The sequence below is a fragment of the Cupriavidus sp. Met-2 genome, assembly GCF_049843575.1.
GTDB lineage: Bacteria > Pseudomonadota > Gammaproteobacteria > Burkholderiales > Burkholderiaceae > Cupriavidus > Cupriavidus metallidurans.
The window spans coordinates 179,148-194,008 of the sequence record NZ_JBBHZL010000001.1; the positions used below are offsets into that span (position 1 = coordinate 179,148).

A 14,861-nucleotide genomic window follows, 5' to 3' on the forward strand; every position below is an offset into this window, starting at 1 on the left:
CCGAAGGAGTGCCGATGTCGACCAGCCCGTCCCGCCAGTCTTCCCTGACCGAAGCGCCGCCACGGGCGCGTGACGTCGTGCACGCGCTGCGCGCGTCGCGCATCCGTGAAGTGGCTAATGCAGGGATCGGCCTGCCCGACGTGCTGCCGTTCTGGTTCGGTGAATCGGACCAGGTCACGCCGTCATTCATCCGCGATGCCGCGAGCCGCGCGCTCGCAAACGGGGCCACCTTCTACAACCACAATCTTGGCATCGCGCCGCTGCGGGCGGCGTTGTCGGAGTACGTGACCCGATTGCACGGAGCCACGCCGGTCGACCATATCGCCGTGACCAGCGCCGGCGTCAATGCGCTGATGCTCGCCGCGCAACTCGTCACCGGCCCCGGCGACCGCGTGGTGGCGGTGACGCCGCTGTGGCCCAACCTCGTCGAGATTCCGCGCATCCTTGGCGCGGCGGTGGAAACAGTGACGCTCGACTATGGCGCGGATGGCTGGACACTCGATGTCGACAAGCTGCTGGCCGCGCTGACGCCGGGCACGCGCGCCGTGATGATCAATTCGCCGAACAACCCGACCGGCTGGGTCATGCCCCGCGGCGCGCAACAGGCCGTGCTCGACCACTGCCGCCGCCACGGCATCTGGATCATCGCCGACGAAGTCTACGAGCGGCTTTACTACGGCGACGAGGGGGCGGTCGCACCATCGTTCCTTGACATCGCCGGCCGCGACGAGCGCGTTATCGCGGTCAACTCGTTCTCGAAGGCATGGCTGATGACCGGCTGGCGGCTTGGCTGGATGGTGGTGCCATCTTCGATGATGGACGACCTGGGCAAGCTCATCGAATACAACACGTCCTGCGCGCCATCGTTCGTGCAGGAGGCCGGCGTGGTGGCCGTGCGTGAGGGCGAAGCATTCACCCAGGATCTGGTCAAACGGCTGCGTTCGGCGCGTGATCATCTGGTGAGCGCGCTATCGGCATTACCCGGTATCGACGCGCACGCGCCGGATGGGGCGATGTATGTGTTCTTCCGCCTGAAAGGCGCGACCGACAGCCTCGATCTGTGCAAGCGGCTCGTGCGCGATGCCCATCTCGGGCTGGCGCCGGGAAGCGCGTTCGGCGACGAGGGCGAGGGCTTTGTGCGGTGGTGCTATGCGTGCGACGAGGCGCGGCTCGATGAGGGGGTGAAGCGGTTGCGGGGGTATCTGGGGCGGTAGCGGTTGATGGGCCTGACCCTCTGGCTCGGCCCCTCCCGCGCTAACGATCCGCTAACGATCGCTAACCACCTCTATTTCAAACTCCCCACCGTTTCCGACTCTCCCCACCATCCACCGCCCAGCGCCTGCATCAGCGCGGCTGAATCCGCCAGCCGCGTGGCGCGGGCCTGCGCCAGATCCAGCGCCGCCTGTCGTGCCTGCCGCTCGGCGTCGAGCACCGCGAACTGGCTTACGCCACCAAGCCGATACTGCTCGTTGACAATCGCCAGTGTGTCGCGCGTCTGCTTTGCGTTGTCCGCGCGCGCCTGCAGCGTGCCGGCGTCCGCGTCCAGCGCGCGCAGGGTGTCGGCAACGTTCTGCAGCCCCTGGAGCACCGCCTGCCGATAGGCGCCCAACGATGCTTCGTAGGCAGCTTCCTTCGCACGTTTCTGCGCACGCAACTCGCCCCCGTGGAACACCGGCTGCACGACGCCGGCGGCCAGGCTCCACACATTGAAGCTGTTGAACAGGTCGCTCATGCGCATGGCCTGCGTGCCGCCGCTGGCGGTCAGCGTGATCTGCGGATAGAGATTGGCCGTGGCCACGCCGATATCTGCCGAGGCCTGATGGAGCAGTGCTTCCGCCGCCCGAATATCGGGGCGACGTCGCGCCAGTTCGGAGGGCAGGCTTACCGGCAGCGTCTCGGGCAACTGCATGTCTTCGAGCCGGAATTCTGGAAGCTGAGCGGCGGCGGGGGTCTGGCCGGTGTAGACGGCGAGCTGGTGACGTGTGGCATCGATCTGCTGTGACAGTCCCGGAATCAGCGCCTGTGTCTGCGCCAGTTCGGCCTGCTGGCGCTGCACGTCGACGCGCGCGACACCACCCTGACCGAGGCGCTGCTGCATGATGGCTAGCTGGCGTTTCTGCGCGTCGGCCAGGGCCACGGTATCGGCGAGTTGCGCGCGCAGCCCGGCCTCGCGAATCGCCGCCGTGGCGACGTTGGCCGCGAGCGAAAGTCGGGCCGCCTCGAACTCGTAGCGCTGGTAGTCGACCGCGGCCTGCAAGCCTTCCAGTTCTCGACGCTGACCACCGAACAGATCCAGCGCATAGGACACCTGCACACTCGCGTTATAGAGCGTGAACGGCCCAGGGCTCGGGAACTGCGTGATGCCGACTGACTGCAGGTTGACCTGCTGCCGCGTTGCGTTGAAATTCGCGTCTACCTGCGGGAAGCGCGTGGCGCCGGTACGGGCCGCGAGATTCTCCTGCGCCTCACGCAGCTTGGCTTGCGCTTGTGTCAGCGTCGGGCTGTTGGCCAGGGCCACGCGGATGGTTTCATCGAGCTGCGGATTGCGGAACAGCGTCCACCATTGCGCGGGGACGTCGCCTTCCACCAGCGATTGCGATGGGTAGTCCTTCGCGTCAAGGCGTTCAGGCTGCGGGCCGGATGTGTAGCGAGCGTCAGCCGGCGCATCGGGCGTGCGGAAATCCGGGCCGACCGCACAGCCGGCCAGCGACATCGCGGCGGCGCACATCAACAGCGTGGGGATCGCGCGCATGGCGGTCTCCTTTCAGTCGAGCGTGCGCTTGTAGAAGCGCACGGCAATGGTGAGGACGATCACCGTGAACAGCGCCACGGGCCACACGTTCGGCCAGAGTTCGATCCAGCCGCTGCCCTTGAGCATGATGCTGCGGATCATCCGGTTGAAGTAGGTCATCGGCAGCACGTTGCCGATCCACTGCGCCCACGTTGGCATGCCCGCGAATGGGAACATGAAGCCGGACAGCAGGATATTGGGCAGGAAGTAGAAGAATGTGAGTTGCAGCGCCTGCAACTGGTTGGCCGCCAGCGAGGACAGCGTGATGCCCACGGTCAGGTTGGCCGCGATGAACAGCAATGCGGCCAGGTACACGGCCACGGGTGATCCGACGAACGGCACGCCGAACACGAAATGCGCCGCCAGCAGGATGATCGTCGCCTGAATCAGTCCGATGAAGATGTACGGGATGATCTTGCCCGAGATCACCTCAAGCGGCTGCACCGGCGTGGCCAGCAGATTTTCCATCGTGCCGCGCTCGCGTTCGCGCGTCATGGCCAGGCCGGTCATCATGACCATCGTCATCGTCAGGATCGTGCCCATCAGCCCCGGCACGATGTTGTACTGCGTGATGCCCTCCGGGTTGTAGAGCCGGTGCACGTTGACGTCGAAGGCGGGTTGCCCGCCGGCCAGTGGCGCCAGCGCGCCCTTCAGGTCGATCCGGGCAACGGTGGCCGGGAGTTGCGCCAGTGCGGCGATGGCCTGGCCCGTCGCGGAAGGATCGGTGGCATCGGCCTCGACCAGGATGGAAGGGCGATCGCCATGCAGCAGGCGTCGCGAGAAATCGGCCGGAATGCTGACCACGAACTGCACATCGCCGCGCATCAGCGCCTCGCGACCGGAGGCCTCGTCCGGCATCGTGCGCACCACCTTGAAGTACGTGGTGTTGTCCAGCGCGGCAATGAAGGTGCGGGAGAAGTCGCTGTGCTCGGCCACGATGACCGCGGTGGGCATATGGCGTGGATCGCTGTTGATCGCAAAGCCGAACAGCAGTAGCTGGATGATCGGTATCCCAATCATCATCCCGAACGTGACGCGATCGCGTCGTAGTTGCAGGAATTCCTTCAGGACGATGCTCCACCAACGGTGCGCCGAGAAGCGGGAGATCTGACGGCGTACGGCTTTCACGCGTCCCCCTTCGGCCCGCTGGCCCTTTCTGCGCTCTCCTTGGTGGCTTCCTTGGCGGGAACGGCCATGTTGTCCTGTGCGTCACCCATCATGTGGATGAAGACGTCCTCCAGGCTCGTCTCCACCGGCTCGATGCGGTGATCCCGGCCGGCGTACTGCCTGAGTGTCTGTTCGAGCGCGGTGCCGTCCTTGCCCGTGACATGCAGCGCCGTGCCGAACGCGACGGTCTGGTCCACGCCGGGCTTGCCTTGCAACTGGGTCGACAGTTCGGCCAGTTCGTCGCCCGATACGCTCCACGTGGTCAGGTTCTGGCTGGCGACGACTTCAGCCGAAGTGCCTTGCGCCAGCAGTTTGCCGTAGGCGATATAGGCGAGCTTGTGGCAGCGCTCCGCTTCGTCCATGTAGTGCGTGCTGACCAGCACCGAGATGCCACGGGCGGCCAACTGGTGCAACTGCTCCCAGAAGTCGCGGCGGGCCTTGGGGTCCACGCCGGCCGTGGGTTCGTCGAGCAGCAGCAACTGCGGTTCGTGCAGCAGGCACGCGGCCAGCGCCAGGCGCTGCTTCCAACCGCCGGAAAGCGACCCGGCCAGTTGTTCGGCCCGCGACGCCAGCCCGAGGTCCTCGAGCGCGCGGTCCACGACCTCGCGCCGGTTCGGCATGGCATACACGCGTGCGACGAAGTCCAGGTTCTCGCGGATCGACAGGTCTTCCCAGTAAGAGAAACGCTGCGTCATGTAGCCCACGTTGCGCTTGATCTCGGCGGACTCCTTGATGATGTCGAAGCCCAGGCAGGTGCCCGCGCCGGAGTCCGGTGTCAGCAGTCCGCACATCATGCGGATCGAGGTGGTCTTGCCGCTGCCGTTCGGGCCCAGGAAGCCGAAGATCTCGCCACGGGCCACTTGCATCGTCAGGTCGTTGACCACGTGCTTGTCGCCGAAGCGCTTGTTGAGGCCGTGCACGTCGATGGCCAGTTCGCCGTTCATGATTGCGTGACCTCGACAGGCTGGCCAGGGCGCAGCTTCGGTGCTTCGGCGGGGTCCGGACGTGCCTCGATCAGGAACACGAGCTTGCGGCGTGTCTCGTTGCTGTAGATGACCGGTGGCGTGAACTCGGCTTCGTTCGAGATATAGGTGATCTTTGCCGCCACCGGGGCCGCGCAACCGTCGCAGCGGATATGGACGGCCTGCCCGTTCTTGAGCGCGCCGACCACGGTCTCAGGTACGTAGAAGCGCACCTTGACGTTTGTGACGGGCAACATGCGGACCACGGTGCTGCCCGCGGGCACCCACTCGCCGGGGCGGAACGGCACGTCATAGACCAGGCCCGGCACCGTGGCATTGACGAACTTGCGCGAGAGCTTCCACTCGGCCTGCGTCAGCGCCGCACGCGCGGCATCCACCTGCGCGCTTTGCGCGGCAAGCTGGTCCTTGCGACCCGGCAGGCGTGCGACGTCGATATCGCGCTGCAACTCCCGCACGCGTGCCGCATCCGCATCCGCCGTGGCGCGGCTGTCGTCGAGCTGCTGCCTGGAGACGCCGCCGATCTCGAACTGGGCTTCGTCGCGCCGGCGTTGCGCCGCGCTGCGTTGGGCCTGCGCCTGCGCCTGCGACAGTTGCGCCTGGGTCACGGCCACTTCCACGGGGCGCTTGCCAATCTGGATATCGGCAAGCTGTGCCTCGGCCGCACGTAGCTGCTCGGCGGCTTGTTGCCGCGCGGCGCGTTCGTCGTCGGATTCCAGCACGAATAGGGGCGCACCATCGGCCACCTGCTGGCCACGGTCGACCGACAGCTTTTCCAGGCGGCCCGCGAATGGCGACGCCACAGAGACGAACTCGCCCTCCACGTAGCCTTGCCAACTGACGGGCTTGTCATTGCCGCACGCGGCCAGTGCCGCTGCCATGATCAGCAGGGACCACGCATGACGGGGGACGGGATAGGACATACGGGCTCCGGGTGGGCTTATTTGTCTTGGGACGGGGTGCCGGCGGACAGCCCGTGGGTGAGCAGGGTGGTGACGTGGCGCACGAGCGTTTCGGTATCGATATCGGCCGCGCCGGGGAGGCTGCGCCAGATGTGCGTGGTGGCGGGCGGCAGCAGCGCCAGCCCGATCAGCGACACCATGACAAGGGCCGGTTCGAGCCCCGGGGTCAGCTTGCCTTGCGCGTGTGCGGCTGCCAGTGGCCCCATGATCAGCGAGGCACGCCGCAGGGCCACGCGCTCGACCATCCGCTCGCGCAGATGGCCATCGGTACCGACGATCTCCCGGATCCACAGGCCCGGAAACCACGGCGTGGCGGACGCCGTGCGGATCAATTGGCCCGCCAGCGCCGGGATTACTGTCACGATGTCACCGGCGTGCCCGGCCAGGGTCTCGAACACCTGCTCGAACAGCGGCTCCAGCCGTTCGTCGAAGACGGCATCGAGCAGTAGCTCCCGATCGTGGAAGTAGTAGTGGACCAGTGCCGGCGTGACGCCAGCTTCGGCGGCGATCGCCTTGGTGGAGGTGGCGGCCACGCCGTGGCGCGCGAACAGGGTGACGGCGGCGTCGATCAGGCGGTTACGCTGATCGGCATCATTGGCGTTGGCCGTGGGGCGTCCCGGCCGGCGCTGTCGCGGTGCCGGGGACGGATCGGACGAGGACTTGGCTGGCATCAGTCAACTCCAGACGGTATCGAGTAGATATTAATTTTCGAATTAATTAATTCAAGATCGGTTACAAAGTTGAGTGAGAGCGCAGCGCGTTGGATATGCTGCATTGCAACAATTCACGGTAGACATGTCATGGGGCTTTGGCTAAGCTGCCCGCCAATCCATTGGATGCCTGCATGCGCGCATCCACTGCCCCCAATTCCTATGTCGCGTTCTTGTCCGCCAGCCGCTCCGCAGCGGTTGCGCCCGAGCTTTGCCCGCCGCTTTGCCGTCCCGTTTGCCGCCTTGCTGGTGGCGGGCGGGCTTGCTTTGCCGTGGGCGGCGCAAGCGCAGGAAGCCACCGGGCCAGGGCAGGAAGCCGTGTCCGATGTGGAAAGCCCGTTCGCCATCCATGGGCAGACCACGTATATCTGGCAGCGCAAGCCGTCTTTCGGCGCGGGGTACTCCGGCGAGAACAGCCTGACGCCCGATCGTGCCAAGAGCTATTCGTTCACGGCCACGCTCGACCTGGGATTGCGGCTCTGGCAGGGCGCCGAGTTCCATTTCAATCCGGAGGTGGCCCAGGGCGTGCCGTTCTCCGAACTGCATGGCGTGGGTGGCCCTTCCAATGGCGAACTGGCCAAGACGGCCAGCACCAATCCGAAGTTCTACCGCGCACGGGCCTTCATTCGTCAGACGTGGGGGCTGGGAGGCGGCGAGGAAAAGCTCGAGGCCGATTTCAACCAGTTCGCCCGCACCGTCGACAAGCAACGCGTGGTGCTGACCGCCGGCAACTTTAGCGTGCTCGATGTCTTCGATCAGAACCCCTACGGGTCCGATCCACGCACGCAGTTCATGAACTGGTCGTTCCTGACGCACGGTTCGTTCGACTACGCGGCGGATGCGCGAGGCTACAACTGGGGGGCTTCGGTCGAGTACATCGGCGATGGCTGGTCGGCGCGTTTCGGCCGTTTCCTGCAGCCGCTCGAATCAAATGGCCAGGAGCTCGACACGCGCATGTTCGAGCACTACGGCGACGTGCTGGAACTCGAAAAGCGCTACCAGATCGGTGGCCGCCCTGGCCAGGCCCGGCTGCTGCTGTGGCGTAACAAGGCGAAGATGGGGGCGTTCAACGACGCCATCGCTTTCGGACTGGCCAACAACGTGACGCCGGACGTGGCCGACGTGCGCCGCGAACACGCGAAGGTGGGCGTGGGGCTTGCGTTCCTGCAGGAGGTCAACGATTCACTGGGCCTGTTCCTGCGGGCCAACTGGTCCGACGACAAGACCGAAACCTACGCGTTCACGGAAATCGGCCGGCAGGTGGCGTGGGGCGGCACGCTCAAGGGAACGGCGTGGGGTCGTCCCAAAGACGAGGTGGGGCTGGGGATGGCGATCAACATGCTTGGGTCCAACCATCGCAACTATCTGGCGGCGGGTGGTCTGGGCGCGTTCCTGGGGGATGGGGCGCTCAACTACGGCCCCGAGCAGGTATTCGAGATCTACTACAGCTTCGCGGTCTGGAAGACGCTGAGCCTGAGCCCGGACTTCCAGTACATGCGGAACCCGGGCTACAACCGGGATCGCGGGCCCGCCAAGTTCATCGGCATCCGGGCCCACGCGGAGTTTTGAGTCAGTGCGGTCCTACTGCCGCGCATTGCGCCGGTTGTCCGGCCACGGCGTGTTGTAGTTGGTGCGGAACGGATTGATGTCCAGCCCGCCGCGGCGCGTGTAGCGTGCGTAGACCGCGAGCTTCACCGGCTTGCACATGCGCATGACGTCCGTGAAGATCCGCTCGACGCACTGCTCGTGGAACTCGTTATGGTTCCGGAACGAGATCAGGTACTTGAGCAGACCTTCCTGATCGATCGGCGCGCCCACGTAGCGGATCTGCACGCTACCCCAGTCTGGCTGGCCCGTGACCAGGCAGTTCGACTTGAGCAGGTGCGACACCAGCGTTTCCTCCACCGGCGACTCTTCCTGTTCGGCCGACAGCAGCGTCGGATCGGGTTCGTAGATATCGGTCTCGATGTCGAGCCGGTCCAGCAGCAGCCCGTCCAGTTCGCCCATCTTCTGCGTGCCAAGGTCGGCCTCGGTCACCAGCCGGACCTGCACCGTGCCGCCCGTGGCCTCGGAGAGGTCGTGATGCAGCAACTGCTGCAGCGCCTCGGGCGAAGCGATCTTGGTCTGGTTGAACGAGTTCAGGTACAGCTTGAACGACTTCGACTCGACGATGTTCGGCGTATCGGCAGGAATGATGAACGTGGCCAGCGCCACCTGCGGCTTGCCCTTCAGGTTCAGCCACGATACCTCGTAGGCATTCCAGATATCCACGCCGAAGAAGGGCAGCGCGCGCCCTTCCGGCAGGCCGATCTCCGCGCGTTTCGGCTGGCGCGGGATCGGGAACAGCAATGATGCGTCGTATTCGGTCTTGTACGCCGAGGGCTTGCCCAGCGGCGAGTGCTCAGGAAGCGTCATGATCGGGGGCGTCAGGAAAGGAACAGCTTGTAGACGGGGTTGTCGGTCTCATCCCAGTGTACGTAACCGAGCGTCGAAAGGAAGCTGCGGAACGCGCGCTTCTCGTTCTTCGGCACCTGGATGCCGACCAGGATGTTCGACGTATCCGCGCCCTGGTTCCGGTAGTGGAACAGGCTGATGTTCCAGTTCGGGCTCATGCTGGACAGGAACTTCATCAGCGCGCCCGGGCGCTCCGGGAACTCGAAGCGATACAGCAGTTCGTCATGCGCCAGCGGCGAATGGCCGCCGACCATGTAGCGGATGTGCTGCTTGGCCAGTTCGTCGTTCGACAGGTCGAGCGTGTCAAAGCCATGGCGGCGGAAGTTGGCGGCGATCTTGTCGCTCTCCGCGCGGCTGGCGATCTGCACGCCGACGAAGATATGCGCCACGCCCTTGTCGGCGATGCGGTAGTTGAACTCGGTCACGCTGCGCGTGCCGACCTGTTCGCAGAAGCGCTTGAAGCTGCCGCGTTCCTCGGGGATCGTCACGGCGAAGACCGCTTCGCGCGCTTCACCCACTTCGGCGCGCTCGGCCACAAAGCGCAGGCGGTCGAAGTTCATATTGGCGCCGCAGGCGATCGCCACCAGGTGCTGGTGCTTGAGCTTCTCGCGCTCGGCGTACGCCTTGAGGCCGGCCACGGCCAGCGCGCCGGCCGGCTCGAGGATGCTGCGGGTGTCCTGGAACACATCCTTCAGGCCCGCGCAGATCGCATCGGTATCGACCAGGATGATGTCGTCGACCAGTTCACGCGTGATGCGGAACGTTTCCTTGCCCACCAGCTTGACGGCGGTACCGTCCGAGAACAGGCCCACATCCTTCAGTTCCACGCGCTTGCCGGCGTCCACCGAGCGCTTCATGGCATCGGAATCGAAGGTCTGCACGCCGATCACCTTGATCTCGGGGCGCACCGCCTTGACGTAGGCGGCGATGCCGGAGATCAGGCCGCCGCCGCCGATGGCGACAAAGATCGCGTGGATCGGGCCAGGGTGCTGGCGCAGGATCTCCATCGCGATGGTGCCCTGGCCGGCGATGACCTCGGGGTCGTCAAACGGGTGGATGAACGCGAGCTTGTGCTTCTTCTCGAGTTCGGCCGCGTGCAGGTAGGCATCGCTGTACGACTCACCGTGCAGAACGATCTGCACCCACTCGCCGCCGCGCTCGCGCACGGCGTCGATCTTCACCTGCGGCGTGGTGGTCGGCATGGCGATGATCGCCTTGCACTGCATGCGGGCCGCCGCCAGCGCCACGCCCTGGGCGTGGTTGCCTGCCGAAGCAGCGATCACGCCGCGCTTGAGTTCCTCGGGCGTGAGGGACGCCATCTTGTTGTACGCCCCCCGCAACTTGAACGAGAACACCGGCTGGGTGTCCTCGCGCTTGAACCAGACCGCATTGCCGGTGCGTGCCGACAGCGCGGGCGCATAGGTCAATTCGGTCTCCTGGGCCACGTCATAGACCTTGGCGGTCAGGATTTTTTTCAGATAGTCGGGCTTGGCGGGCGTGCGGGTCATGGTCTGCGGAGTGCGGCGCCGGGGGGCAGCGGCAAAAAAACCGGAAAAATCGGCGGAAACCGCCAATGATAATGGATGGCGCACTTGGCAGTGCCAGGTTGGCAGTTGCCGTGCGACGGGTGCAGTGACAGCCACAGTTGTAGGACAGCGTCCGGCTGACACCTTCCAAATCGACGTGTTACGGTCTTGCGTGATGTCTTCGCTACCTCTCATCGAACCCGATACCGCGCTGTTTCTGGATTTCGACGGCACGCTGGCTGACCTCGCGCCACGCCCCGAGCTGGTGCAGGTCGAGCCGGAACTGGTTGGCACGCTGCGCGCGCTGCACACCTGCCTGGACGGCGCCCTGGCCATTATCTCGGGCCGGCCCGTTGCCGAGCTCGATGGCTTCCTGCAGCCGCTGAGGCTCCCCGCGGCAGGCGTGCACGGCGCCGAACTGCGCCATGACGGCGAAGCGCTGTTCATGCCACCGGCCCCGGGCATCACGGCATTGATGCCGAGGCTCGAAGCCTTCGTCGCGCGCCATCCCGGCCTACGCATCGAGCGGAAATCCGTGGCAGTCGCCATTCACTATCGACAGGCTCCGGAACTCGAGGCACAGGTGCGAGCGATGGTGGCCGACACCCTGCACGACGTGGATGGGCTGGAAGGCTTGCCCGGAAAAATGGTTGTCGAGATCAAGCCTGCCGGCGTCGACAAGGGGGGCGCGATCGCCGCGTTCATGCGCATGGCCCCCTTCGAAGGACGCAAGCCGCTGTTCGCGGGTGACGATGTCACCGACGAAGCCGGTTTCGTTGTGGCGCGTGAACTCGGCGGGGTGGGCGTGCTGGTTGGCGAGCGCGCCACCGCCGCCACGGTCAGCGTGACCGGGCCCGCTGCGTTGCGTTGCTGGCTTCATCGATCCGCCCATGCTCTTCTGGCGCTCAGGGCGCAACGCGGCGGCAAGCCGCAGTCCGTCTCATCCACTTCGTCCGAAACGGAGGACTCGCTGTGAACGCCCCCCCCACACCTGCCGCGCATCATCCAGAAGCGCCCGCTTTCAATACCGATACCAACTGCACTGGCCGTCACGCCGATCCGTCGCTATCGCTCGGGATGATTGGCAACTGCGCATTCTCGGCACTGGTCGACGGACGCGGCCGCATCGTCTGGTGTTGCCTGCCGCGCTACGATGCCGACCCCGTTTTCAATGCGCTGCTCGATTCGAGCGAGAACGGTGGCCACTTTTCCATCGAGGTGGAAGACCTGGCGAAGTCCACGCAGTGGTACGAGCCGAATACGGCCATCCTGCGCACGCGCCTGTACGACAAGCATGGTCACTGCCTGGAAATCACCGACTTCTGCCCTCGGTTCTTCCGGCTCGGACGCTATTTCCGCCCGCTGACGCTGGTGCGGCGGATCCGGCCGGTCCGTGGCGCGCCACGGGTGCGGGTCACGGTGGCACCGCGCTTCAACTGGGGCCGGATCAAGCCGCAGATGACACGCGGCAGCAGCCATGTGCGCTATATCGGCGAGGACCTGACGCTGCGGATGACCACAGACGCGCCGCTGGCCTATGTGCTGTCGAACACGCCGTTCCTGGTCACGCGCAACTACAACTTCATTCTCGGGCCAGATGAAACGCTGGCGCATGGCGTGGAGGAGACCGCGCGCGACTTCGAACAGGAGACCACGTCCTACTGGCGTATCTGGAGCCGCCGGCTGGCCGTGCCGCGCGAATGGCAGGACGCCGTGATCCGCGCGGCGATCACGCTGAAGATGTCGCTCTACGAGGAGACTGGCGCGATCGTCGCGGCGATGACAACGAGCATTCCCGAGGCGCCCGGCAGCGGCCGGAACTGGGACTACCGCTACTGCTGGTTGCGCGACGCGTTCTTCGTGGTGCGCGCGCTCAACAGCCTGTCCGAAGTCGGCACGATGGAGGACTACATGCGCTGGCTGACGAATGTCGTCGTGCAGGCGCAGGATGGCCATATCCAGCCGCTCTACGGCATCGGGCTCGAACGCGAGCTGCCGGAGAGCGTCCTCGATCATCTGGGCGGATATCGCAATATGGGCCCGGTGCGCGTGGGCAACCAGGCGCAGGAGCATTTCCAGCACGATGTCTACGGCAACGTGGTGCTCGGCGCCGCGCAGGCGTTTCACGACCACCGGCTGCTGCATCGTGGCGGCCTGACGGAATTTCACCGGCTCGAGGACGTCGGCGAGCAGGCGGTGCGCGTGTTCGGCACGCCGGACGCGGGCATGTGGGAGTTGCGCACGCGCGCGCGGGTCCATACGTCTTCGGCGCTGATGAGCTGGGCAGCCTGCGACCGGCTGGCCAAGATCGCCACCAAGCTCGAGCACCCGCAGCGCGCCGCGTACTGGGCGGAACATGCCGACCGCATGAAGCAACGCATCCTGGCCGAATCGTGGAGCGAGTCGCGACAGGCTTTCGCGGAGAGTTTCGGCGGTAACGTGCTCGACGCCAGCGTGCTGCTGATGGCGGAAGTGAATTTCATCGACCCGAAGGACCCGCGTTTCATTGCGACGCTGAAGGCGCTCGAGGAAACGCTCTGCGACGGACCGTACATGCGGCGCTACGAGGCGCCGGACGACTTTGGCAAGCCCGAGACAGCCTTCAATATCTGCACGTTCTGGCGCATCGACGCGCTGGCACGCATCGGCCGTCGCGAGGAAGCGCGCGAAATCTTCGAGGCCATGCTGGCGGCGCGCAATCCGCTCGGGTTGTTGTCGGAGGACACGCACCCGGTCACGGGCGAGATGTGGGGCAACTTCCCCCAGACCTATTCGATGGTCGGCCTGATCAATGGCGCCGTACGGCTGTCGGCCCCCTGGGACAGCGTGATTTGAACGAGGAGTGGATCTCAACCAGAAGCGAGATATGGGAAGACTAGTAGCAGTATCGAACCGGGTTGCCGACCCGCGGAATCATGCGGCGGGCGGACTTGCCGTCGCGCTGTCCGACACGTTGAACAAGACCGGTGGATTGTGGTTCGGCTGGAGCGGCAAGGTAGTGGACGCCAGCCGCGGCGGCACGCCCGGAGAGGGCGAGCTGCACCAGATCCAGGCCGGCAATGTCACGCTGGCCACGGTGGATCTGAGCCGGGAGGACTTCGAGTCCTACTACCTGGGCTACAGCAATGGCGTGCTGTGGCCGGTATTCCACTATCGGGTGGACCTGGCCGACTTCGATTCCGGCGGCAACCTGAATGCCTACCGCCGCGTGAACCAGCTTTTCGCGCGCAAGCTGGCGCCGCTGCTCAAGCCCGACGATGTGATCTGGATCCACGACTATCACCTGATTCCGCTGGCTGCGGAATTGCGGGCGATCGGTTGCGGCCAGCGCATTGGCTTCTTCCTGCATATCCCGCTGCCGCCACGGCTGATCCTGGCTACCATTCCGCAGCACGAGTGGCTGATGCGCGCGCTGTTTGCCTATGACCTGCTCGGCTTCCAGAGCCACGACGATGTCGAGCACTTCTCCCGCTATGTGCAGGGCGAGGCCGGCGCCGAACCGATGGGCGAATACCGCTTCCGTGCATTCCATCGCACCGTGCGTGCGCAGGCGTTTCCGATCGGTATCGATGTCGACGAGTTCATCGAACTGGGCCGCGCCGACGAAGCGCGCGAGACCTACGAGATGATGCGCGGCCAGTACGCGCGACGCAGGCTGCTGCTTGGCATCGACCGCCTCGATTACTCGAAGGGCCTGCCCCAGCGGCTCAAGGCTTTCCAGACGCTGCTGGCCGAGTACCCCGAGAACCGTTCAAGCGCCACGCTGATCCAGATCACCGCGCCGTCACGGGAATCGGTCGACGCCTATGCGGACCTGCGGCGCGACATGGAAGGCATCACCGGCGCGATCAACGGCGAGTATGGCGAGCTGGACTGGATGCCGGTGCGCTACATCCACCGCTCCACCGCGCGTCGCCGCCTGCCGGGCCTGTGCCGTGCGTGCAACGTGGCGCTGGTGACGCCATTGCGCGACGGCATGAACCTCGTCGCCAAGGAATACATCGCGGCCCAGGACCCGGAGGATCCCGGGGTGCTGGTGCTGTCCCGCTTCGCGGGCGCGGCGGAACAGCTCAAGGAAGCGCTGCTGGTCAATCCATACGACACGCGTGCCACCGCGCAGGCGATCCAGCAGGCACTGCATATGTCGCTGTCAGAGCGCCAGGCGCGTCACCAGAAGCTGCTGGAGCGGATTCGCCAGCAGGATGTGCACTGGTGGAGCGGGGAATATCTGCGGGCGCTAATGGAGACGGAAGGGGGGTGATGGTTGAGGC

The 14,861-nt window shown here is 65.4% G+C and carries 12 protein-coding genes; 5 read left to right on the forward strand and 7 right to left on the reverse strand.

Annotation, left to right across the window (positions count from 1 at the left end):
• Window positions 1-14: 14 nt before the first annotated feature.
• Window positions 15-1,214 (forward strand): pyridoxal phosphate-dependent aminotransferase, encoded by a 1,200-nt coding sequence (locus WD006_RS00880; RefSeq protein WP_011515225.1) that lies wholly within the window; start codon window positions 15-17, stop codon window positions 1,212-1,214.
• 71 nt (window positions 1,215-1,285) lie between these two features.
• Here WD006_RS00880 and WD006_RS00885 read toward each other — a convergent pair whose 3' ends face one another.
• Genes WD006_RS00885 through WD006_RS00905 form a run of 5 tightly spaced genes read right to left on the reverse strand, consistent with a single transcriptional unit; the run spans window position 1,286 to window position 6,571 of the window.
• Window positions 1,286-2,752, reverse strand: a complete 1,467-nt coding sequence (locus WD006_RS00885; RefSeq protein WP_011515226.1) for an efflux transporter outer membrane subunit — start codon at window positions 2,750-2,752, stop codon at window positions 1,286-1,288.
• A gap of 12 nt (window positions 2,753-2,764) precedes the next feature.
• Window positions 2,765-3,919 carry an ABC transporter permease gene (locus WD006_RS00890; protein ID WP_011515227.1) on the reverse strand — a complete coding sequence of 385 codons (1,155 nt, stop codon included), beginning with the start codon at window positions 3,917-3,919 and terminating at the stop codon, window positions 2,765-2,767.
• The gene (locus WD006_RS00895) at window positions 3,916-4,902 is read right to left on the reverse strand and encodes an ABC transporter ATP-binding protein (protein ID WP_011515228.1); all 987 of its coding nucleotides are present in this window, start codon (window positions 4,900-4,902) and stop codon (window positions 3,916-3,918) included. Before WD006_RS00895 ends, WD006_RS00890 begins: the two co-directional genes overlap by 4 nt.
• The gene (locus WD006_RS00900) at window positions 4,899-5,861 is read right to left on the reverse strand and encodes an HlyD family secretion protein (RefSeq protein WP_011515229.1); all 963 of its coding nucleotides are present in this window, start codon (window positions 5,859-5,861) and stop codon (window positions 4,899-4,901) included. Before WD006_RS00900 ends, WD006_RS00895 begins: the two co-directional genes overlap by 4 nt.
• Before the next feature lie 17 nt (window positions 5,862-5,878).
• The gene (locus WD006_RS00905; protein ID WP_011515230.1) at window positions 5,879-6,571 is read right to left on the reverse strand and encodes a TetR/AcrR family transcriptional regulator; all 693 of its coding nucleotides are present in this window, start codon (window positions 6,569-6,571) and stop codon (window positions 5,879-5,881) included.
• Window positions 6,572-6,772: 201 nt separating this feature from the next.
• On the opposite strand from WD006_RS00905, the gene WD006_RS00910 reads away from it, so the two are divergent.
• Window positions 6,773-8,179, forward strand: a complete 1,407-nt coding sequence (locus WD006_RS00910; protein WP_227874058.1) for a carbohydrate porin — start codon at window positions 6,773-6,775, stop codon at window positions 8,177-8,179.
• Window positions 8,180-8,191: 12 nt separating this feature from the next.
• Here the strand turns inward: WD006_RS00910 and queF are convergent, their stop codons facing one another.
• Window positions 8,192-9,025 carry an NADPH-dependent 7-cyano-7-deazaguanine reductase QueF gene (queF, locus tag WD006_RS00915; protein WP_011515232.1) on the reverse strand — a complete coding sequence of 278 codons (834 nt, stop codon included), beginning with the start codon at window positions 9,023-9,025 and terminating at the stop codon, window positions 8,192-8,194.
• 11 nt (window positions 9,026-9,036) lie between these two features.
• On the reverse strand, window positions 9,037-10,572 hold the full coding sequence (gene ilvA / locus WD006_RS00920) for a threonine ammonia-lyase, biosynthetic (protein ID WP_008644404.1): 1,536 nt from the start codon (window positions 10,570-10,572) through the stop codon (window positions 9,037-9,039).
• A gap of 193 nt (window positions 10,573-10,765) precedes the next feature.
• On the opposite strand from ilvA, the gene otsB reads away from it, so the two are divergent.
• From otsB to otsA, 3 genes are read left to right on the forward strand one after another with little or no spacing between them, the layout of a single operon-like run.
• On the forward strand, window positions 10,766-11,566 hold the full coding sequence (otsB, locus tag WD006_RS00925; RefSeq protein WP_029308426.1) for a trehalose-phosphatase: 801 nt from the start codon (window positions 10,766-10,768) through the stop codon (window positions 11,564-11,566).
• Window positions 11,563-13,425 (forward strand): glycoside hydrolase family 15 protein, encoded by a 1,863-nt coding sequence (locus tag WD006_RS00930; RefSeq protein ID WP_011515235.1) that lies wholly within the window; start codon window positions 11,563-11,565, stop codon window positions 13,423-13,425. Before otsB ends, WD006_RS00930 begins: the two co-directional genes overlap by 4 nt.
• A gap of 31 nt (window positions 13,426-13,456) precedes the next feature.
• Complete coding sequence (gene otsA / locus WD006_RS00935; protein ID WP_029308425.1) at window positions 13,457-14,851, forward strand: alpha,alpha-trehalose-phosphate synthase (UDP-forming); 1,395 nt, start codon at window positions 13,457-13,459, stop codon at window positions 14,849-14,851.
• Window positions 14,852-14,861: the final 10 nt, after the last annotated feature.